The sequence below is a fragment of the Microbacterium sp. NPDC090014 genome (assembly GCF_044748285.1).
Taxonomy (GTDB): domain Bacteria; phylum Actinomycetota; class Actinomycetes; order Actinomycetales; family Microbacteriaceae; genus Microbacterium.
This window is the reverse complement of the sequence record NZ_JBIVFS010000001.1, coordinates 1012225-1033980: the sequence shown is the minus strand read 5'-3', so window position 1 is coordinate 1033980 and position 21756 is coordinate 1012225. Positions and strand designations below refer to the sequence as shown.

The 21756-nt window shown below is 69.2% G+C and carries 11 protein-coding genes; 2 read left to right on the top strand and 9 right to left on the bottom strand.

The window, feature by feature from the left end; all coding sequences use genetic code 11:
• Positions 1-95: 95 nt before the first annotated feature.
• The 4 genes from ACIPV5_RS04935 to ACIPV5_RS04920 form a co-directional block, all read right to left on the bottom strand.
• The gene (locus tag ACIPV5_RS04935) at positions 96-6086 is read right to left on the bottom strand and encodes an Ig-like domain-containing protein (RefSeq protein WP_400340136.1); all 5991 of its coding nucleotides are present in this window, start codon (positions 6084-6086) and stop codon (positions 96-98) included.
• Positions 6086-7216: a serine/threonine-protein kinase gene (locus ACIPV5_RS04930; RefSeq protein ID WP_400340134.1), complete on the bottom strand. Its 1131-nt coding sequence runs from the start codon at positions 7214-7216 to the stop codon at positions 6086-6088. Before ACIPV5_RS04930 ends, ACIPV5_RS04935 begins: the two co-directional genes overlap by 1 nt.
• 169 nt (positions 7217-7385) lie before the next feature.
• Complete coding sequence (locus tag ACIPV5_RS04925) at positions 7386-7952, bottom strand: DNA-3-methyladenine glycosylase I (RefSeq protein WP_053098659.1); 567 nt, start codon at positions 7950-7952, stop codon at positions 7386-7388.
• A 58-nt stretch (positions 7953-8010) separates the two neighbouring features.
• The gene (locus ACIPV5_RS04920) at positions 8011-8694 is read right to left on the bottom strand and encodes a GntR family transcriptional regulator (RefSeq protein WP_082297970.1); all 684 of its coding nucleotides are present in this window, start codon (positions 8692-8694) and stop codon (positions 8011-8013) included.
• 174 nt (positions 8695-8868) lie between these two features.
• Here ACIPV5_RS04920 and ACIPV5_RS04915 point away from each other — a divergent pair, with 174 nt between their 5' ends.
• Positions 8869-9588 (top strand): GntR family transcriptional regulator, encoded by a 720-nt coding sequence (locus ACIPV5_RS04915; RefSeq protein WP_400340131.1) that lies wholly within the window; start codon positions 8869-8871, stop codon positions 9586-9588.
• Positions 9588-10262 (top strand): GntR family transcriptional regulator, encoded by a 675-nt coding sequence (locus ACIPV5_RS04910; protein WP_400340130.1) that lies wholly within the window; start codon positions 9588-9590, stop codon positions 10260-10262. Before ACIPV5_RS04915 ends, ACIPV5_RS04910 begins: the two co-directional genes overlap by 1 nt.
• A 149-nt stretch (positions 10263-10411) precedes the next feature.
• Here ACIPV5_RS04910 and ACIPV5_RS04905 read toward each other — a convergent pair whose 3' ends face one another.
• From ACIPV5_RS04905 to ACIPV5_RS04885, 5 genes are all read right to left on the bottom strand, one after another.
• Positions 10412-11458, bottom strand: a complete 1047-nt coding sequence (locus ACIPV5_RS04905; RefSeq protein ID WP_400340129.1) for an NAD(P)-dependent alcohol dehydrogenase — start codon at positions 11456-11458, stop codon at positions 10412-10414.
• A 132-nt stretch (positions 11459-11590) separates the two neighbouring features.
• Positions 11591-13660 (bottom strand): acyl-CoA dehydrogenase, encoded by a 2070-nt coding sequence (locus tag ACIPV5_RS04900; RefSeq protein WP_400340127.1) that lies wholly within the window; start codon positions 13658-13660, stop codon positions 11591-11593.
• Positions 13661-13810: 150 nt separating this feature from the next.
• Entirely contained in the window at positions 13811-15043 is a 1233-nt protein-coding gene (locus ACIPV5_RS04895) for an HTTM domain-containing protein (protein ID WP_053098653.1), read from the bottom strand.
• Complete coding sequence (locus ACIPV5_RS04890) at positions 15040-15846, bottom strand: DUF5819 family protein (RefSeq protein WP_230100871.1); 807 nt, start codon at positions 15844-15846, stop codon at positions 15040-15042. Before ACIPV5_RS04890 ends, ACIPV5_RS04895 begins: the two co-directional genes overlap by 4 nt.
• A gap of 83 nt (positions 15847-15929) precedes the next feature.
• Entirely contained in the window at positions 15930-21629 is a 5700-nt protein-coding gene (locus ACIPV5_RS04885) for a choice-of-anchor G family protein (RefSeq protein ID WP_400340125.1), read from the bottom strand.
• Between the last annotated feature and the right edge of the window lie 127 nt (positions 21630-21756).

The following is a 21756-nucleotide window of genomic DNA, read 5'->3' as shown; positions in this document are numbered from 1 at the left end:
GCAGCGGAGGGAGCAGGCATAGGGCAACCGTATTCGTCTCTGGCACCTGCGGTGTGCAGGGCGGTGGGGAGGAGGGAGTCGTCATCGCGGCGGGTTCATCCGGCAGGATCGGCGGGGTCGGCGGGCTTGTCGGAGTCCTTCGGATCCTCCGGCTCCGGCTCCGGTTGCGTGCACAGCGTCACGCGGTGCGTGATCGGCTTGAGCGAACTGAAAGCGCCCGTCCACGTGATCTTCATGTCGACCATGGAGATGCCGTCGACGATCCTCGGAGTCACGGCGAGGGAGTACGACCCGCGGGCGGCAGGGCTGACGACGAACGCGTCATCCGGGTTGGCGGGCACGCACTCGCGGAACTGCACGGCCACCGTCGTCGGTGCTGTCCTCGGCACGATCTGCACCGCGTCGGAGCAGTACATAGTGAGCACCGCGTGGCAGGAGCGCGCGCTCACGGGCAGCGGTGACGCGTCGGCGCTGAGAACGAAGTCTGAACGGGTGGTCCCGTACATCTCATACTGCGGCACGAAGCCGTCCTTCGCGGCGATGTTCGGCGCCGACTCCAGGCCGTACACATATCGGGTGTTCTGCACGGTCGGCTGGGTCGCCACCGTGTAGCTCGTGTTGCCCTTCGGGCCTTCCACGAAGGTGAACGTGAAGACCTGGGTGGTCGCCGACTCGGCGACGCCGAAGCCGTTCGATGCGCACGCCTTCACGTTGTAGGTCGAGTACTCGGCGAGCTTGGTGAGGGTGGGTGACGACGACTGCGCCTCCGCACCCGAGACCTGCAGACGACCGTCGCCGTCAGCGGTGCAGCTCGCATTGCCCGATCGCCAGGCGAGGTACACGACGTCGATGCCGAGGGCGCTGCCGTTCGGCTGCGCTGCCACTCCCGAGACGTCGATCGAGGTGTTCGACGTCGCGATCGCGCGTGCTCCCGAGGGGTCGAAGTAGACGGTTCCCGCAGCGGTGACGGACGTGCGGAAGGCTCCGCCCTCGTTTCCACCGTCACCCGTCGGCGGCTGGAACTGGCTGATCGGGACGATCGTGATGTTCTGCGGGCCCGGCGCCAGCGCGATGTCGGCCGTCGTCGTCGCGCCGGTGCGGTTGATGACCTGCCCGGTCTCCTCGATGCGGAACGCGAGGGAGTCGTCCGACGCGTCGACCGCGAGAGCGACGATGCCGCGCCCGCGCTCCGTGCTGCCGGGGCGATAGACCGGTGTGGCGTTCGCCTTCGACACCACAGGGGCGGCGTACGCCCAGCTGGTGTGCGGTGACGTCGCCGCCGATGTGCCGACCGCGTTGACGGCCGCCGCGGTGAAGACGTGCGGCGCTCCGTTGACGAGTCCGTTCACCGTGCACCGGTAGGCACCTGCCGCCGGGCTGCACGACGCGTTCGCCGGCGCTCCGTCCTGCAGGATCTCGACCCCCGTGACGCCGGGGTGCGCGCGACCGGCCTCACCGAGGGGCACGTCGAGCACCACGGTCGAGCGGGTGAATCCGACCGTCGTGACGCTGGCGGGTGCCTGCGGGAAGCCCTGCAGATCGAGGGTCAGGGTTCCGGTGCCGGTGCGCCCCTGCGCATCCTGCACGACGAAGGGGATGATGCACTGTCCACCCGGCGCCTGCCCTCCGCCGGGCCAGCTCGCCGTGATCGCCTTGCTTCCCGAAGTCGAGATCGACGCGACATCGCATCGTGTGCCCCCGCCGAGGGACATCAGTCGGAGGCCCGATCCGGGCTTCCCGGCGAACGGGTCGTACTCCCCGGCGACGTCGACGACGTCGATGGTGCAGCTGGGGTTCGTCACGATGCACTGCTTCGTGAAGGTCGCGCCGCGCGGCGCATCCGGCGGCGCGGCTCCGACGACGAGGCGGACGGATGCCGACGGCTCGCCGTACTGGGGCACCGTGACGCTGACGTTCTCGGCGTTGCCGGGTCGCGCGTCTGCGCGTGCCTCGATGGTCAGCTGAGGCCCGTTTCGGGTGACGATGAAGGCCGAGCCCGAATAGACGATCCGGTACTCGAGGGATCCCGCGTCACCCTCACGTCCGCCCTCCCACGCCGCCATGTTCGCGTACATGTCGACCGTCTCGGTGGTTCCGGGGGCGATCGTGTGCGAGATCGACGACAGCAGCAGCTGCGGCTCGGCAGGACGGATGCTGATCGGCACGTCTATGAACGACCAGCGCTCCTGCCCCTGCAACCGCACCTGGACCAGGCAGGTGTCCGACCATGGCGCTTCACGGCCGGCGCGATACGTCACGCTGCCTGCACCCTCGGCGGAGCACGACGCGGCTGCCCGCTGCGCGGTGAACTGCCCGGATCCCACTTCGAGGGCATCTGAGGAGGTCAGGTCGACGTAGTCGGCCGCATCGAACGAGACCGAGGCGTCCTCGTCGACCACGACAGGAGTCGAGGCGGGCTTGAGCTGGACCTGCATGTCGTCGAAGGCGGGTATGCGCAGGAACCCGTAGGCGACCACCGCTCTGCCGCCCGATCCCTCGCCCTTCAGCTGGAACGGAACGAGCGCACCGTCTTCGGGGGCAGCGCCCACGATGCGGTTCCCCTGAACAGTGAACCCGGGCTGGTCGCCCCACAGGCTCAAGGTGAGGGAGGAGGCGTCACCCGAGGGCCAACTGACACGATCGGTCACGACGTCGATGCCGCGATCCGGGAGCTCCTCCCGATCGCGCGCAGTGAGCACCGTGTCGGCGACGCTCGGCTGGTCGGCGACCGCACCGTCGGTCACGGTCACGACGATGAGACCCTGCGACGTGCTGGATGTGCGAGTGGACTTGACCGTATAGAAGTAGGAGTTCGTGCCGGCGGTGTCTCCCGCGCGCAGCACGACACGGCCGTCTTCGAGAGAGGTGTCGGGATCGATCAGCGCGTTCAGGCGGTCGTAGAGCGGATTCCCCTTGACCGGTGGCGCGTTCGGGACGAGTTCGGTGATCTCGAGCTCGCTCTGCGCCGGATCGAGGTCGTTGAGACGCGGGTCGAGGATGATCGGTGTCGTCGACCCGGCCTCGACGCGCACGTAATCGCTGAAGGTCACGGGCGCCGCGTCGTCGATGTCCGCGTCGAGCACGCCGACGCGGACGGTGCCCGTCCCCTGCTCGCCCTGCGGGTCGCGCACCGTGTAACCGAAGCTCACCTGACCGCCGTCGACACCGCCCGCGGGCGCCCGGTAGACGATCGCGTCGCCGTCGGCCGAGATCGTCGCCGTGCCCGCACCCTTCTGGGGCTGGTCGACGCCCGCGAGCACGACTCGATCGCCATCGCTGTCCATGCCGGTCGAAGGCACGGGCAGCGACACGGTCTGACCGCTGAGGACTCGGCCGGTCAGGGTCGACGGCGTCGGGGCACGGTTGGTGCCCGGAGGCACGACCGTGACCGTCACGACACCGTTGTCGGCGAGGGCGGGGTTGCGCTCGAGTGACACCGAGTACGACAGACGGTAGGTGCCGGGCGTCGTGGGTGCGAGGTAGCGCAGCGCGTTGCGGTCGGCGAAGACGAGCTCACCCGATTCGCCCGAGCCGGTCACCTCGGGGAGAACGACCAGGGGCTCCCCTCGCGGCGCCACGTCATTGGCCGTGACAGCGATGCGCGTGAGCGAACCTGCGCGCACGGTGATCGCGTCGGGGAAGACGATCGGACGCGTCACCGTCGACGGCGGCGTGAGGAAGACCGTGACGGTTCCCTGCACTGCGGCACCGGTGCCGTCGGCGATCGTCACGGTGGCCTTGCCGATGACCCCGGGCTCGCCGTCCTCCGTGGTGCTGTTCACCCGGATGCTCTCGTTGCCGACCACACGCACGCCGAGCTGCGGCGTCGAGCTCACCGCATCGGCCAGCATCAGCACCCGACCACTGGTGTTCTGCACGGCGCGGATGACGTCGACCGTCGTGTCCTCGCCCTCGCGGACGAACGCGGTCAGCGGTGCCATCGCGAGGCCCGCGGATCCGTCGACCGCGGTGATGCGGATGACGGCCGACTGCTCGGCCTGGGTGGTGACGTCCTGAGCCGTGTAGGTGACGACGTACTGCCCCGGTTCGGCCACCGTCATCTCGACGGTGCCGGATGCCGCGTTCGGGTTGACCTCGAGTCCCTGCGCGGTCGCCGCAGTCTGCACGGCGTCGACGAGACGATACGAACCGGAGCCGCCGGACAGATGATCTGAGATGCGCACCGATTGGAGCTCCCCGACACGCGCCGTCAGCGCGACCGGCGAGGCGACGAGAGCCGGGCTCCCTGTGACCTGCACATCGAGGGTCTTCTCGGCGGTCGCGCCGTGCACGTCCTCGACCACCACGGTGACCGAGATCACGGCATCCGCGGCGTTCGGGTCGGTGTGGCGGATGGCCACCCGCCCGTCGGCCATCGGCACGACCATGACGGGCGACGAGGAATCGGTCTCGTAGGCATCGCTGAGCACGAACGGATCGCCCTCGGGATCGACCCAGCCCGACAACGCCGAGACGACCGTGCTGCCGCCCGGAAGGAGCTGGGGCGTCGGCCACTCCTGCTGGCAGGCGTCGACTCCGCACCACACGGGCGCGGAGTTCGCTCCCGGATCGACGACGGTCAGGGTCACGGTCGCCGGAGCCGACACCGCGGCGCCGTCGGTGACCGCATATGTGAAGCTCGCCTGCCCCGACCCCGCCTTGACATCGACCACCAGCGACTGCCCGTTCGCGACGAGGGTCAGGTCACCGAACGCCGGGTCGCCGAGCCCGCCCGAGACCGATTCGGGATCGATCGACAGCACGTCCTTCTTGTTCGGATCGTGGTCGTTGAGGAGCACCGGCAGGATCACCTGCTCGCCCGCACGGACACCGAATGCGTCGTCGACGGCGACGGGCGGCATCTGCTCGGCCACGTCCTCGACGATGATCGTGCCCTCCTGCTGCTCGGTGTCGTCTTCGATCGCCCACTGCTCGAGCGGGATGAGCACGCCGTCGGGGGCCGTCCAGATGAGTCCGGTGCCGATCTCGCTCAGCACCGCTCGATCGCCGTTCTCCTGGAAGACCGGTTCGATCGTCGAAGAGTCGAGGGCCTCGTCCGGAACACGCAGCGGAACGGTCTCGCCACCTGCCCACAGAGTGCCCGCACCCGTGTCGAGCCAGGCGGCATAGACCTCGCCGTCGACGACGACCGGCGTCGCCGGCACGCCCGACGCGTCAGCGACCCGCTCCGACTCTCCGGAATCCAGATCGACCGACACGAGTCCGTCGGAGTCGGCGATCGACACGTTCTCGCCCGACTCAGCGCCCTCCTGGAGACGCGCGTCCTCAGCGACGTCCAGCTCCACGGGTTCGTCGCGCCCCTGCAGCCACAGCTCGCCGGTGCCCGCCTGGAGCATCGCCCAGCGGTCGCCCACGACCGTGACGAGGAGGCCCTCTGCGGCATCCGGAGCCTGCGAGACGGACTCGGGATCGCCGAGGAAGCGGTGCTCGTCGATGTCGAACCGGCGGATCGCGCCCTCGTCTGCGGAGAAGAGCACCAGCAGGCCCGCGGGCGACAGCCCGATCGCATCCGCCGTGTACGTCGGAGGGTCCTCGCCCTCCTCGACCTCGACGCCCGCGAACGGGTCGACGAGAGCAGTGGCGGCACCCGCCTCGAGAGTGGTGACCGATACCTGGCCGGTGTCGGTGCGATACGCCACATAGGCACCGGCCGACAGGATCTCCCGCGTGCCCGCCGGCGTCGGCTCGGAAGCGATCGGCGTGCCTTCATCCGACGCGTCGGAGAGCAGGTCGGCGGGATTCGCGGGGTCGAGATCCCACCGCTGCCTGTTGCCCTGGGCGTAGATGACGGCCGCCGAGCCGCTCTGCCAGACGGCCTCGGGATCGTCGACGTTGCGCACGGTGTCGATCTCGGCGAGCTCGGTGTTCACGCGGGCGTACTGGCCGCTGTCGCGCATGACCCAGACGGACGACTCGAGGCGGGGCACCTCCTGCGACTGGTATCCCTGGGCCGTGATGGCGAGCGTGAGCACCACCGCCAGGGCGGCGACACCCGAGATGGCCGCGATCAGGCGTCCGCGCGATCGGGGGTTCGCCTCCGCGCGAGCGCGGTCGCCGATGGCCATCACAGGACCCCGGTCAGGTAGAGCACGCCGACGCCGACGCCACCGAGGACCGCTGCTCCGATCAACGCGCCGATCACGCCGGCGACGAGGGGCGAGCGGGTCTTCGCACGCGCGGCGGGCAGTTCGTCGCGGTCGCGCGGCATCGCCTGCTGCTTCGCGGCGCGCACTGCACGTCGCGAGTCGGGGGCGACGGTGGTGATCACCGGGCCGCGGGCGCTGGAGTCGGAGAAGCTGACGGGCGCTGCTGCGGCCCATTCAGCGGACGCCGCCTCGAAGGCCGTCGGGTGCAGACCCAGCTCGAACTGCGCCCAGCGCAGGCGTTCCGCGAAGTCGGCCATGCTTGCGAACCGTCTGGCCGGATCACGGTGCATCGCGGTCGCGAAGATCTCGTCGATGATCGGCGGGATGCCGGGTATCGGCACCGCGGTATAGCGCGCCTTGATGATGCGCTCGGTGAGCTGGTCGCGGGAGTTGGAGCCTCGGTCGGCGCGTTCGAACGGGCTTCTTCCCGCGAGGAGCGTGTACAGGGTGGCTCCGAGGCTCCAGATCTCGCTCGGGACGGATCCGGAGACGCGCTCCTGCAGCACCTCCGGCGAGCTCCACGGCACCGACATCGCGATGGTCTCTCCGCCGCCCTCGTCGATCACGGCGGCCGCGATGCCGAAGTCGGCCAGCACGGGGGCGCCGAGGGAGTTGATGAGCACGTTGGACGGCTTGATGTCGCGATGCAGGAGTCCGGCCCTGTGCACGGTCTCGAGGGCGCCTGCCATGCGCACGCCCGTGTCGAGCACCTCGGCGAGCGCCAGCGGCGCCTTCTTGTACCGGGCGCTCATGGTGTCGGGGCAGTACTCCATCGCGAAGTACGGCCGACCGTCTGCAGAGATGGACGCCTGATAGATGGTGACGATCGAGGGGTGGGCGCTGAGCCGCGCGGAGATGTCGGCCTCGACGTTGAAGGTGCGGAGAACCTCGCGGTTCACGGCATCCGCCAGCAGCACCTTCACAGCGGCGACGCGTCGCGGCATGTCCTGTTCGTAGAGGAAGACATCTGCGAACCCGCCGGATCCGAGCGGACGCACATAGCTGTACCCCGCCAGCGTCGGCGGTGTCGATGCCATGCGCGTGGCCACCCATGCTCCTCACGGTCGGTCGGGAGACCGCGCTCTGCATGATCCCTGCGCGCCGCGCTGGGCGATCCCCCCGACCACGAGTATATCGAGGGTGTGGACGATCCCGAAGGCGGGCGATCGCCCCTGCACTCGCCACGACAGGGCGGGCGCGCCCAGCACACCTCGGTGGTCAGGCGCGCCAGCACCCGACGACATGATCGTCGACCATGCCCGCGGACTGCATGAGCGCGTACATCGTCGTCGGACCCACGAATCGGAAGCCGCGACGACGCAGTTCCTTGCTCATCGCCGTCGACTCCGGCGTCACCGCCGGTACATCCGCGAAGGATGCGGGCCGCGGTCCCGATGCCGGCGCGAACGACCACATCAGCTCATCCAGCTCGCCGTCTGCCATCGAGCGCACGATTCGGGCGTTGCCGATGGTGGCCTCGATCTTCGCCCGGTTGCGGATGATCCCCGCATCCGCCATGAGCCGCTCGACGTCGGATCGGTCGAACTCGGCGACCCGCTCGGGCTCGAAGCCGGCGAAGACCTCGCGGAACCGGGGGCGCTTGCGCAGGATGGTGATCCACGAGAGCCCCGCCTGAAACCCCTCGAGGGCCATCTTCTCGAACAGCGCCCGGTCGCCGTGAAGCGGGGTGCCCCACTCCTCGTCGTGATAGCGGCGGTATTCGGCGTCGTCGCCCACCCACCCGCATCGGTCGCGGAGGTCGGGGCCGGCGATCAGAGACGTCATGAGCCCACGCTAGCCGCCGCCACCGACACGGCGGGTGATCCCGGCTCTCCTGCCGGGACTACGCAGCGGCCTCTGCGGGGCCGGATCCGAGCGCGTCGATGAACGACGTCGAGAACCCGTCGAGAGCTTCGCGCGCCGCGGCAGCATCCTGTCGTTCGATGGCGGCGAGGGCGGCGGAGAGGAGACGGCGGCGGGAGGCCCGATCCGTGTCGAGATCGATGCCGTGGTGGCGCGCCGTCTGCGGATCCACGAACAGCCGCAGCGGGTCGATGTGGTCGCGGGCGAGGCGGGGGCCCAGACGGCCGAGCTCACGCGAGATGAGGATCTCGGAGAGCTCGAGGTAGCCGAGCAGCTCGCAGGTCTCGTCCGCCAGTCGCGTCGACTGCTGGTGCGTGCGCACCGGCGGGCCGATGCAGCTCTTCTCGACGATCAGGCGACCGACGACGTGGGCGCGCTCGATCATGTCAGCGCGCGACCACTCCGCCACACGAGTTCCGGCGCTCGGAGACACCTGGACGAACCGCATCTCGACAAGCCGTTGCAGCGCCTCGCGCACCGGCGTCCGGGAGACGGCCCACGCGTGGGCGAGCAGATCGAGCCGCAGTCGCTGGCCGGGCGGGATGCGGCCGCTCACGATCTCGGCGAGCAGGCGCTCGTAAGCGAGACCGCTGAGAAGCTGCGGGCGCAGTTGGTCCTCGAGGGAGCCCATGGGCATGATCACATCGCTCTCATCAACTAACATATTGGATGATTAGAGGATGACATAAGTTAGCCGTGGACACAAATCATCTGATATTTCGATGCGCGGGCAACCTGCCTAGATCGTCGCCTCCATCCACCGAGAGTCAGGGCATGGGTATATATTGCGGGCGATTGATATATCAGGTACCCAGATGATTCCGACTAGCATTGACCCATGCCTGTGCCCAAGACCCCGGCGCAAATGCCCCGAAAGCTGCTGCGCGACCAGATCTTCGACACGCTTCTGGATGCCATCGTCGCCGGTGACCTGGCCGCAGGGGAGCCGATCTCCGACAAGCAGCTCGAGAGCTGGTTGGGCGCCTCGCGCACGCCGATCCGGGAGGCGGTGAACCGGCTCGCCGGCATGGGGCTGATCGAAGTGCTTCCTCAGAGGGGCACCCGCATCGCACCTCTCGATCCCACGAGGTTCGCAGAGGAGATGGAGATGCTCGGCGTCGTGTACTCGGCGACGGTGCGCGAGGCTGTCCCGCTCCTCACCGACGCGGACCGGACGCAGATCGCCGACCTGCACACGACGGTGAGCCGGACCTCGAACGCCCTCGAACGCGCACGGATCGTGAACAACCTGATGAACGTGTTCGTCGACCGCTACCGCAACACCCTCGTTCAGCGCATCCGCGAGAAGTCGGTGCCGCACGTCACCCGGATGATCACCGCTCGACCCGGCGCACTCGACGCGACCGACACATCGGCCGCGCTCGACGCACTTGCCTCCGCCGCCGCCACAGGGAACGCGGATGCCGCAGCCGTGGCCGCACAGGCGTACTTCACTGCAGGGGCCGCAAGCGTGCAGGCACGAGATGCGGCCGAATCGAGCCCGCAGGTCGCTGCTGGCGCCGATACAGCTGAGCGGCTCGGAAGCGAGGACGCGTGATGCCCACGAGGGACACACCTCCGCCGCGGCGGCTGCTTCGCGACGAGGTCTACGACACGATCCTCGGCGCGATCCTCGACGGGACGTTGGAACCCGGGGAAGTTCTCCACGACGAGGAGCTCATGACGTGGCTCGGGTCGTCCAGAACCCCGATCCGCGAGGCGCTCAATCGACTCGCCGAGGAGGACGTCGTCGAGTTGGTGCCGCACCGTCACACCCGGGTGGCCCCGGTGAACGTCGCGGCGATCAACGAGAGCCTATTCGTGATCGGAGTGATCCACGAGCATCTTGCCCGCACCACCACCGCCGACCTCGCGGATGCGCACATCGCCGACCTGCGTCGCGAGCTGGCGCATGTCGAGGATGCGGTGGATGCAGATGACGCGGCCGCTCTCGGACGAGCGATCCGCCGGTATTTCCTCGTCGTCGTCCGCGCCGCGACGAACTCCGTGCTGCGAGCGAAGGCCGAGACCCTGTCACTGCAGCTCGTGCGCTTCCTCACGCCTCGCGAGAACCTCGTCACGCCTCTCCAGGCGCGCGATTTCATCCGCGCGATCACTGCAGCGGCCGAAGCCCGTGACGGCGACCGAGCCGGAGATCTGATCCACGAGCTGCACGCCGCGACGCGCAGCAACTTCCTCGAGTACTACCGCGAGCCGGATCCCGCGAACTGAGCGCGGCTACGGCTACGGCTACCGCGCCGCCCTGCCGCACAGGCCCAGCACCACCCCGACCCACACCGCCGCACCCACTGCGCGAACGGTCCCAGGGGAGCAACCGACGGGGGTCCCCTGGGGCGTACCCCGAGGACCCCCTCCGGAACTCAGTCGGCGATGGTCGCGGCGTCGATCACGAAGCGATAGCGCACGTCAGAGGCGAGCACGCGCTCGTACGCCTCGTTGATCTGCGATGCGCTGATGATCTCGATCTCGGCTGCGATGCCGTGTTCGGCGCAGAAATCGAGCATCTCCTGGGTCTCCTGGATGCCGCCGATGTTGGACCCCGCGAGCGATCGACGCCCGCCGATCAGAGACGAGACGTTCACTGAGAGCGGTTCTGCGGGGGCTCCCACGCAGACCATCGACCCGCCCACGTCGAGCAGACCGAGGTAGGCGCGGAGGTCGACGACCGCGCTGACCGTGTTGAGGATGACGTCGAACGACCCGCGCAGCGAGCGGAACGTCTCGGGATCGCTCGTCGCATAGTAGTGATCGGCACCGAGACGGAGGCCGTCATCCTTCTTGCTGAGCGTCTGCGACAGCACGGTGACCTCTGCTCCGAGAGCGTGCGCGATCTGCACGCCCATGTGGCCGAGTCCGCCGAGGCCGACGACCGCCACGCGCGTGCCGGGTCCGACGTGCCAGTGCCGCAGCGGGGAGTACGTGGTGATTCCTGCGCAGAGCAGGGGTGCCGCGACGTCGAGCCCGAGCGCGTCGGGGATGCGCACGGCGAAGGACTCGGTCACCACGACCTGCTCGGAGTATCCGCCCTGAGTGACGCTGCCGTCACGGTCGGTGCTGCCGTAGGTGAAGATCGCACCGTTGGAGCAGAACTGCTCGTCGCCGCGCAGGCAGTTGCGGCATTCTCCGCACGAGTTCACGAGACAGCCGACGCCGACCCGATCGCCGACGGCGTGCTTGGTGACATCCGATCCGATGGCCGCGACGGTTCCGGCGATCTCGTGTCCGGGTGCGAGCGGGTACTGCTGCGGCCCCCAGTCTCCGCGCACCGTGTGGATGTCGGAGTGGCAGATGCCGGCGAACGCGATGTCGATCAGGATGTCGTTCGGGCCGAGCTCGCGGCGCTCGATGACGGTCTTCTCGAGCGGTGCGGCCTCGCTGGGTGCGGCATAGGCGGTGACACGGGTCATCTCGGACTCCTCTGATCGGTGCGGATGGGCCAGATCGACACTACTCGCGCCCTCCTCTGCGGCACCTGACCGCCCACGACGAAGGCCGGGACCACTGATCCCGGCCTTCGTCAGCGGAGCGAGGAGGAAACCTCAGCGCTTCGCGTTCTTCTTGAGCGCCTTCTCCAGCACAGGGGCGTCACCGGATGCCGCGAGCGCCGCGTAGTACTCCCGAGCCTCGTCCTGCCGCACGCGCTCGGCGCCGGAGGCGATGGGCGCCCGGACGTGCTCCGGCTCGTAGCCGAACGCGTCGACCAGGTCGAGTGCGTACGGACGGAGCCTGGCGCACAGACGGTCGATGTATCGCGAGACCGCGGCGGCGCGCTGCGTCGAGAGACGCCCGTGGATGAGGTGCCAGGCGAGGTGCTTCTCGATGAGCTGCAGACCGAAGAGGTCGCGCAGCCACGTGAGCACCTTCTTGGTGTCGGCGTCGTCGACGCGGTGGACGGCATCCGTGAACGCCTCCCACTGCAGCAGCTCACCGTGCGCACGGGCCGCCTCGATCAGCTCGGCCTGATTCTCGTTGAACAGCTTCGCGCCGAGGGCCTTGTCCTTGCCCGCCGGACGCAGCCGGCCGGCGATGTCGGCGACCATCTGCTGCACGCGCTCGGCGAGCAACTGGTGCTGCTGCTCCTCACGCAGACCGTTCTCGACCGAACGCGAGACCTGACCGAGGTCGACGACCGACTGGCCGAACTGACGAAGGCCTGCGCCGTGGAACAGCTTGCCGGCGGTCATGCCTACGGCGAACTTGGCCAGGGCCGCAGCATCCTTGCCGGTGAACTGCTTGGCGTAGTCGCTGAGCAGCCGCTTGCCGACCAGCTGGAGGAGCACATTGTTGTCGCCCTCGAAAGTGACATAGATGTCGAGGTCGGCGCGAAGTCCCACGAGACGGTTCTCGAACATGAAGCCCGCTCCGCCGCAGGCCTCGCGAGCCTCCTGGAGGGTGTCGAGCGCGTGCCAGGTCGACAGCGGCTTGAGGGCTGCCGCCAGGGTCTCGAGGTCCTCACGGTCATCAGGGGTGTCGATGCGGCCGGAGAACACGCCGTCGAACTTCTGCAGGAACTCGTCGTGCGCGAAGATCTGCGCGTAGGTCGTCGCCAGGCGCGGCAGCAGGCGGCGCTGGTGCTTGCCGTAGTCCATGAGCACGACCTCCTGGCCGTCTGCTCCGTCGAACTGGCGGCGCTGCGTCGCGTAGGTGATCGCGATCTTCAGCCCGAGAGCCGAAGCCCACGACGCGGCGCCGTCGAGCGAGACCCGTCCCTGCACCAGCGTGCCGAGCATCGTGAAGAAGCGGCGACCGGGGCTGTCGATCGCGCTCGAGTACGTGCCGTCGGCCGCCACATCGCCGTACTTGTTCAGCAGGTTCGTGCGGGGGATGCGGATGTGGTCGAAGCTGAGGCGGCCGTTGTCGATGCCGTTGAGTCCGCCCTTGAGTCCGTCATCCTCACGACCGATGCCGGGAAGATCGACGCCGTCTTCGCCGCGCAGCGGCACGTAGAAGCAGTGCACCCCGTGGTTCACGCCGTTCGTGATCAGCTGAGCGAACACCGTCGCCGCCACGCCGTGCAGCGCCGCGTTGCCGAGGTACTCCTTCGTCGCGCCGCGGAACGGCGTGTTGATCACGAACTCCTCGGTGCTCGGGTCGTACGTGGCGGTGGTGCCGACCGCTGCCACATCGGAGCCGTGCCCGATCTCGGTCATCGCGAAGGCGCCGGGGATCGAGAGATCCATGACACCGGGCAGCCACTTCTCGTGGTGCTCGGCGGTGCCGAGCTGCAGGATGGCGGAGCCGAACAGCCCCCACTGCACTCCCGACTTGATCTGCAGACTCGGATCGGCGACGACGAGCTCCTCGAAGCCGGCGATGTTGCCGCCGTTGTTGTCTTCTCCGCCGAGTGCGGTCGGGAACGCCCGGTGCACTGCCTTGTTCTCGACGAGCAGGTGCAGCTGGCTGAGCACACGCTCGCGGTGCTCGTCCTTGCTCAGCGCGTCATCGCGCCAGAACGCCGAATCCTTGATCAGCTCGCGCGCCTCGCGGCGCGTGTCGGCCCAGGTGCCCATCAGCAGATCGGTGACCCGGGCGACATCGAACCTCAGGTTCGCATCTGCGCTGTCGGTGTGCGGGCGAGTCGTCTTCGGACGGACGGCGGCGTCGACCATGAGCGTTCCTCTCAGAGGGAAGTAGGGATACTCCCATGGTAGGTCTGCCACAACCAGGAGCGAACTGCTGTGTGCGCATCCTCCAACAAGCTCCCGGGACGGCGCCCGGTCGGATTGTCGTCAGACCACAGTCTCAGCCCAGCCGCAGTCTCAGGCCTCGACGCGTGCGGGCGTGGGAGGCGCGGTCTGCGCCTGCTCCCACCGCCGTCTCGTCCCTTCGCTCAACCGCGCCCAGGTCCGATCGCGGATGAAGATCGAGTCGATCGCGATCATCGTCAGCGAGAACCACGGCAGCCCCATCAGCACGCCGATGCCGATGTGGAAGGAGAGGATGCCGATGAGGCCGATCAGCCGAGTGGGCCGTGTGAGCAGCATCAGCGGGAACGCCACCTGCAGGATGATCGAACCCCAGGTCGCCGCGACCACCATCGGGCCCCAGGTCGTGACCAGGTCACTCAGCACCGGCCATGTGCCGAACCGAGCGGTCTGCAGCGGGTTGTACACCGCGTAGCCCTCTTCCCAGGGCGCACCTCCCGCTTTGTAGAGAGCACCCGATGCGTACACGAAGCACACCTGCGCGGTCAGCGCCACGAGTGCCAGATTGTGGAAGACCGTTCCCAGGAGGGCGGGCTGGCTTCCCGGAGCGAACCACTCCCCCTTCTTGGCGCGACGTCTGGCATCGATCGACCAGCGAGCGGCCGGGTCGGCGAAGAACAGCAGGAGCAGCGCGATGCGGAACATGTTGTCGCCCTGATCGCCCACCATGTCGTTCGCCTCGATGAACCCGACCCAGAGGCAGAAGAACACCGGGAGGACGATCCGGAAACGCCAGCCGAGGACGAACAGCACCGCCAGCACGCCGAGCAGCAGATAGAGGGCGGTGTAGAGCGCGTCATTGCCCATCGCGGCATGGAACGCGCTGAAGATCCAGATCTTCGGGAACTCGCTGACGGGTTCGGCGAGTTCGCCGTTCCACGCCGACCCCGAGCCGAACGTATAGAGACGAGTGCTGAAGTTCGACGCGAGCAGGCCGATCGCTGTGACGCCGAAGAGGATGCGGGTGACCGCGAGACCGTAGAGGGCCTTCTTGCCGTTGAAGAGCCAGTCCCCCACGAACGCGGAGATCCGGTCGATCGCCGAGAGGACCATCGACCACAGTCCGCCGATCATCGACGAGGCGAAGCTCAGCAGGCGGGTCACGAAAGACCGGGGAGGCGGGGCGGCAGGCGCGGGCGTGCGCGGCGGCGAAGGCTCGGGCGCAGAGGCGGGTGGAGCGGATGCCGGAGCGGGCGCCGTCACGGTCGACCGCCCGGCAGCATCCTTCTTCCGGTCCCGGTTCGCGGCGCCGTTCGTCTGGGGCGCGGTCTTGGTGGGCGCGCTCACGGCTGGATCCTCTCGAACTGGGCGCGGAAGGTGTTCGCGAAGTTCTCGCGACTCTGCCCTTCCTCTTCTATAGGCAGGCGCCACCCGGTGGTCGAGAACGTGGGGTCGGGGCGCTGCGCGCTCGGATCGTTGCGATCCGCATAGGGCACCACGTTCTGGCGGCTCACGCGGTACTGGACCTTGATGACGGAGTCGGCGCCCCAGATCGCATAGGCCACCTGGGTGGCGTAGGCGGTGGAGAGGTGCTCTTCCGCCATGTACGCGTCGGTCGACGGGTTGTCGCCCTCGAGTTCGTCGAAGGAGCGCACCATCCACTCCTCCCAGCCATCCTCGGCGAAGTCGAGCCCGACGACGGCCTTCTGGTCGTCGTCCAGCTTGTTGTAGGCGTTCATCTGGCCGCTCGCGACCTCGCTCGACTGGATCCCCGCTCGGGGCGGGAAGAGGTTGTAGCGGATCATCGAGAGCTCGACGTCGGTGGCGCTCACCCACCCGGTCTCGATCTCCTCACCGTCCTTCTCGATGACGGCACGCACGTTGAAGTGGTAGTCGCCGTTGATGGGCTCGGGCGCGAAGACGCTCCACGACTGACCGAACATCGGCAGCATGTACCCGGCGAGGACTTCTTGCGTGGGGATCTCGCGGAGCGCCGAGTACGGAGCGATCCACAGGAACGACGCCCCCACGTGCCACAGGGTGAGCAGACACGCGGCGAACGCGATGAGCTTCACCCACCAGGTCGGGCGCGGTCGAGGGGCGGTCGCGGCGACCGCCGCATCCTGCACTTCGGGTGAGGTCTCAGTCATCGTGCCCATCCACATCCTTCTCACCGCTGAAGGTCGGGGCCGCCGCAGCGACGGCCCCGACCTCTCAGCGTTCCTGCACTGCGTTACTCCGTCTGGACGAGCGGCCGTCTGGAACGCGCGACCCTTGTCATTCCGAGTCCGAGCATCAGCAGCAGAGCCGCCAGCGCGATCCACCCGCCCTGGATCTCACCACCGGTGGTGGCGAGGCCCGTGGCCACGACCTGGAACGAGGCCGACACGCTGCCGGAGGTCGCTCCGGTCAGTGTCACGGCGTGGGTTCCGAGGTCGGTGCCGGAGGGGATCGTCCAGGTGAAGGTGACCGTGCCCTGCGCATCGGCGACCTGGGTGCCCAGTGCGATCGGCTCGGACGTCATCACACCGGTGACGGACTCGCCGGGCTGGAACCCGGTGCCGACCGCCGTCTGCTTCTCACCGCGCTCCAGAACCGGGACCTTGATCGTGATGGCGATCGGTCCGGTCGGGTCGGCTGCCGCGTCTGCAGACGCCGAGGCCTCAGCAGTCGCCGAGGCGGATGCCTCGGCAGCAGCCTCAGCGGAGGCATCAGCCGCCGCCGACGCGGACGCCGTGGCCGACGACGAGGCGTTGGCCGCCGCGGCCGCCGACGCGGTCGGATCAGCGTCAGCCGAAGCCGATGCGTCAGCCGCACTCGTCGAGGTCGCGTCGTTCTGCGCCGACGCCTGCGCCGCTGCCGCGGAGGCGGCCGACGCGTTCGCATCCGTCGTGGCCGTGGCCGAGGCATCCGTGGATGCGTCGTCCGTCGCCGCCGCAGACGCGGCCGCATCAGCCGTCACGTCAGCCGCCGCCGAAGCGGAACTCGTCGCATCGGCCAGAGCCGCAGCGACAGCCGCCGCCTGAGCCGCCGCGTTGCTGTCGTCATCAGCCTGAGCCGACGCCGCAGCGGATGCCGAGGCGTTGGTGTCGACCTCAGCCGACGGGTCGGCCGCAGCCGAGGCATCAGCCGTAGCCGCAGCGTCAGCCGTGGTCGCAGCGGATGCCTCGACCTCTGCCTCAGCGGAAGCATCAGCCGCCGCCGTCGCGGACGCCGTGGCCGACGACGAGGCGTTGGCCGCCGCGGCCGCCGACGCGTTCGGATCGGCATCTGCCGCCGCGGACGCGTCAGCCGCACTCGTCGAGGTCGCATCGTTCTGCGCCGCCGCCTGAGCGGCCGCTGCAGCAGACGCGTCCACATCCGTCGTGGCCGTGGTCGACGCGTCCGTGGATGCGTCGTCCGTCGCCGCCGCAGACGCGGCCGCATCAGCCGTCACGTCAGCCGCCGCCGAAGCGGAACTCGTCGCATCGGCCAGAGCCGCAGCGACAGCCGCCGCCTGAGCCGCCGCGTTGCTGTCGTCATCAGCCTGAGCCGACGCCGCAGCGGATGCCGAGGCGTTGGTGTCGACCTCAGCCGACGGGTCGGCCGCAGCCGAGGCATCGGCCGTGGCGACTGCGTCGGAAGAGGCGTCGGTCGATGCACTGGCGATCGCCGCCGCGCTCGAGTTCGATGCTGCGCTCGTCGAGGCGTCCGATGTCGCCGAGGCCTCAGCCGCAGTATCCGTCGTCGCGTCGGCCAGCGCCGCAGCCTGAGCCGCTACCGCCGCACCGGCGTTCGCCTCCGAGGTGGCGTCCGCCGTGGCTGCCGTGGACGATGTCGCCGTCGCCGCCGACTCCGCCGCAGCCTCAGCCGTCGGGTCAGCCGCAGCCGATCCCTCTGCCGTGGCGTCCGCGAACGCCGCCGCCTGCGCGGCCGCTTCAGCGATCGCGTCGGTCGATGCATCGGCGTTCGCCGACGCGGATGCCGACGCCGCCGCGTTCGTGTTGGCCGCAGCCTCGGACGAGGCATCCGTCGACGAGTCGGCGATGGCCGCCGACTCCGACGACGCCGCCGAGTTCGACTCCGCCGCCGTCGATGCATCCGCGTTCACGTCATCCGACGCGTCGGCCTGAGCCGCCGCCTGCGCAGCAACTGCCGCCGAGGCGTTGGCCGTCGACGTGACATCGGTCGTCGCGGCCGACGAGGCATCCGGCGTCGCCGCCGCATCCGCCGCCGAGGTGGCGTCCGAGGTCGCCGCCGCTGAGGCCGCCGACGTCGCGTCTGCGAGGGCCGCGGCCTCAGCCGCCGCCTGCGCCGACGGGTCGCCGTCTGCGGTCGCGTCAGCCGAAGCGGATGCCGATGCAGCCGCGTTGGTGTTGACGTCACCCGGGTCGCCCGCGGTCACCTCGGTGGTGTCCGTGTCGCTGGACGCGCCGGATGTCGCGGTGAGCAGGTAGCCCGCGCCGGGCTCGGCATCAGCCGGAACCGGGTAGTTCTCCGTGAACGCACCGAACTCGTCAGTGGTCGCGATGACCGGGCCTCCGATGTCCGCTCCCCCGCCTGGCGCGGTGAGCTGCAGCGACACGGTGGAGTTCACCGGCCAACCCGTGCCGGTGACGGCGAGGTTGGTACCTGCCGGAACCGACGAGGCCGCGTCGACGACGACAGGAGCAGCCGTCACCTCGGTCGTGTCGGTGGCTGTCTGCGTGCCCGCGCTCGCGGTGACCGTGTATCCCGTGCCCGCGGGAGTTCCCGCCGGCACCGGATAGTCGATCGCGAAGCCGCCGAGAGCACCGGTCGTCACCGTCTGGGGCGTGCCGATGACCGCACCACCGGGGGCTGTCAGCTGCACGGTGACCTCGGTGTCGGCCGGCCACTCAGCACCGGTGATCGCCAGGTCCGTCCCGGCCTCGACGGTCGCGGCCGCGTCGACGGTCGCCGCTGCGGTCACCTCCGTCGTGTCGGTCGCCGTCTGGGTGCCGACGGTCGCGGTGATCGTGTAGCCCGTGCCCGGCGTCGCCGAGGCGGGAACCGGGTAGTCGAGCGTGAACCCGCCGTCGCCATCGGTCGTGACCGTCTCAGGACCGCCGACGGTCGCTCCGCCCGGAGCGGTCAGCTGCACCGAGACCTCGGTGTTCGCCGGCCAGCCGGTGCCGGTGACGGGAAGGCTCGTGCCCGCCTGCACCGTGTCCGCGGCATCCACCGCTGCCGCGGCGGTCACCTCGGTCGTGTCCTCAGCCGTCTGGCCGCCGACCGTCGCGGTCACGGTGTACCCCGTGCCCGGGGTCGCCGACGCGGGAACCGGGTAGTTCAGCGTGAACCCGCCGTCGCCATCGGTCGTGACCGTCTCGGGACCCCCGACGTCAGCGCCGTCCGGGTCCGTCAGCTGCACCTCGACGACGGTGTTGGCCGGCCAGTTCGCACCGGTGATGGGGAGAGAGGTTCCCGCCTGCACCGTGTCGGCCGCATCCACCGCAGCGGCGGCCGTCACCTCGGTGGTGTCGATCGCCGTCTCGGCGCCAGCGGTCGCGGTGACCGTGTACGCCGTTCCGGGCGTTGCCGACGCGGGCACCGGGTAGGAGAGCGTGAACTCACCGTCGCCGTTCGTCGTGACCGTCTCGGGGCCACCGACGTCCGCGCCTCCGCCCGGAGCCGTCAGCTGCACCGAGATCTCGGTGTTCGCCGGCCAGTTGGAGCCGGAGACCGCGAGATCGGTGCCTGCCTGAACGGTCGGCGCCGCATCGATCGAGGCGACCGGAGCGTTCGTCACCTCGGTGGTGTCCGTCGCCGTCTGCGCGCCCAGCGTCGCGGTGACCGTGTAGCCGGTTCCCGCAGGAGTTCCGGCCGGAACGGGGTAGCCGAGCACGAAGGCACCCGACCCGTCCGTCGTGACGAGCTCGGGGCCGCCGATGTTCGCGCCGCCGCCGGGAGCGGTCAGCTGCACCGAGATCTGTGTGTTCGCGGGCCAGTTGGTGCCCGAGACGCCGAGGTCGGTTCCGTCCTGCACGGCAGGTGCCGCATCGATCGCTGCCGCGGCGGTCACCTCGCTGGTGTCCGTCGCCGTGCTGGTGCCGTCGGTCGCCGTGACGATGTAGCCGGTGCCGGGCACGGTCGAGGCCGGGATGAAGACCGTGCCGGTGAAGTTGCCCGACGCGTCGGTGGTCACCGGCGCTGATTCGTTGACCGGAGTTCCGTCCGGTGCTGCCACCTGGATCGTCACCTGGGTGTTGGCCGGCCAGCCGGAGCCGGTGACCGGAAGATCGGTTCCGGCCTGCACGGTGGATGCGGCGTCGATAGCCGCGACTGCCGCCGCCGCTGCCTTGACGGTCGACGACGCGAGATCGAGTTCGACCCCTCCGCCCACGGCCGGGAGCAGATCGATGGCGAGCGCGCGCACGGTGAAGCTGTCACCGGGGATGTCTCCCGGCTCGGACTGCTCGTTGATCGTGATGGTCGCGATGCCGGACAGCACGCCCTGCAGCACGGGGTCCAGCGTCGAGAGCACGGGGCCGGTGACCGCTGCGAGGGCCGGCTGGACGAGCGGGATGACGCTGGTCAGCGCGGTGTTCACCAGAGGGCCGGTGGTCGTGGTGACCGCCGTGGTCACAGCGCTCACCACCGGGTTGAGCAGCGCACCGATGTTGAGCCCGGCGAGCGAGATGTCGGTGGTCACCGTCGGAACCGGCGTGGCCGTGCCCGCGAACTGAGCGAGCGAGCCGGCGATCGTGACATCGCCGGAGACCAGGTCGATCCCGGTGAGCGGGTTGGTGAGGTCCACCCCGACGGTGAGCGTGACCGCCAGCGAGTCGAGGGTGGAGTCGAGGATGGTCGCGACCTTGCCGTTGAGGCTGTTCGGGTGCGTTCCGGTCAGAGCAGAGGTGATCCCCTGCTGGATGGCGGCGATCGTCGTCGCAGACAGCACAGGGGTGTTCGCGGGAAGCGAGTTGAGGTCGGCTCCTGCGCCCGTCTCCACGAGGATCTGAGCGAGGTCGACCGAGATCGTCCCGTCGCTCAGGTCGACGAGCACCGAGCCCGTGGTGTTCTCGAGCGGCTCCGTCAGGAGCTCCGTGACGACCGTCGCCCCGACTGTGTCGAGGCCGGCGATAGCGACCGTTCCGCCCGTCGCCTCGAAGGCGGCGACGAGGGGCACATCCGGAATCGCGTTGATCGTGTTGACCACGGTCGTGACGAGCCCGGTGAGCGCTCCGCCGGGACCGGCGAGGTCGCTGACCGGGGTCACCGTGCCCTGGATGGCCGTGCCCAGAGTGGTCGCGAGCCCCGCGACCAGGTTGCTGTGCAGGTCGAGGTCCAGGCCCGCGATGCGGTATTCGGAGCCGGCGACGCCGGCGTTCGACTCCGCCCGCGATGCGAGGGCTCCGATGCTGACCGACGCTTCGTCGAGGACGGCGTCGGTGAGACCGGCGACGCTGAGCTGGTCGAAGAGATCGGTGAGTTCGAGGGTGGCGGGGTTGACGCTTCCGTCGATCGCCCCCGCATCAATCGCACCACCGGAGGTGATCGCGCCGGAGGACGCGATCGACTGGGTCTGCGTGGGTGAGGAGCTGAAGCTCTGCGCGCCCCCCAGATCGCCCAGCTGCAGCAGACCGGGCGACGTGCCGTCGGTCAGCAGCGGCACGTTGAGCGTGCCCACGTCGATGCTGAGCGCCTCGAGCACGTCGAGGTCGAGACCGCCGAGCTCAGGGCCGACCGCGGCCGGGTTGCTCGTCAGCGTGTGCCCGAGTGCGGCGACGTCCAATCCGCCGAGCAGGTCGGCCGGCAACTGGATGATCTGTCCCTGCGCGACCGACGGATCGTTCGGATTCGCGTCATCGAGCGCATTCGCCGCCGTCGGTACCAGTGCACCCGCAAGGATCATCGCGCCGACGGTCACGCCGGCGATGCCTCCCCCGATGGCTCTGCGTCGCCGCAGAGTCTTCCCCTCCAAGAATTCCATTCGCCTCTCCCGTGATGCAGATGTTCCGCGTCACAAGGCCCTCCCCAGGCGTCGACAGGTGCCGACCGAGCGCATGTCCAGACAGTATTGCCGGATCGGGAATGTTAAGTCCAGCGATTGTCCAGTG

Bases quoted from the DNA above. Each gene is read 5' to 3' on its own strand.
- ACIPV5_RS04935 (WP_400340136.1), bottom strand. From the start codon at position 6,086: ATGGCCATCGGCGACCGCGCTCGCGCGGAGGCGAACCCCCGATCGCGC.
- ACIPV5_RS04925 (WP_053098659.1), bottom strand. From the start codon at position 7,952: ATGACGTCTCTGATCGCCGGCCCCGACCTCCGCGACCGATGCGGGTGG.
- ACIPV5_RS04920 (WP_082297970.1), bottom strand. From the start codon at position 8,694: ATGTTAGTTGATGAGAGCGATGTGATCATGCCCATGGGCTCCCTCGAG.
- ACIPV5_RS04915 (WP_400340131.1), top strand. From the start codon at position 8,869: ATGCCTGTGCCCAAGACCCCGGCGCAAATGCCCCGAAAGCTGCTGCGC.
- ACIPV5_RS04910 (WP_400340130.1), top strand. From the start codon at position 9,588: ATGCCCACGAGGGACACACCTCCGCCGCGGCGGCTGCTTCGCGACGAG.
- ACIPV5_RS04905 (WP_400340129.1), bottom strand. From the start codon at position 11,458: ATGACCCGTGTCACCGCCTATGCCGCACCCAGCGAGGCCGCACCGCTC.
- ACIPV5_RS04900 (WP_400340127.1), bottom strand. From the start codon at position 13,660: ATGGTCGACGCCGCCGTCCGTCCGAAGACGACTCGCCCGCACACCGAC.
- ACIPV5_RS04890 (WP_230100871.1), bottom strand. From the start codon at position 15,846: ATGACTGAGACCTCACCCGAAGTGCAGGATGCGGCGGTCGCCGCGACC.
- ACIPV5_RS04885 (WP_400340125.1), bottom strand. From the start codon at position 21,629: ATGGAATTCTTGGAGGGGAAGACTCTGCGGCGACGCAGAGCCATCGGG.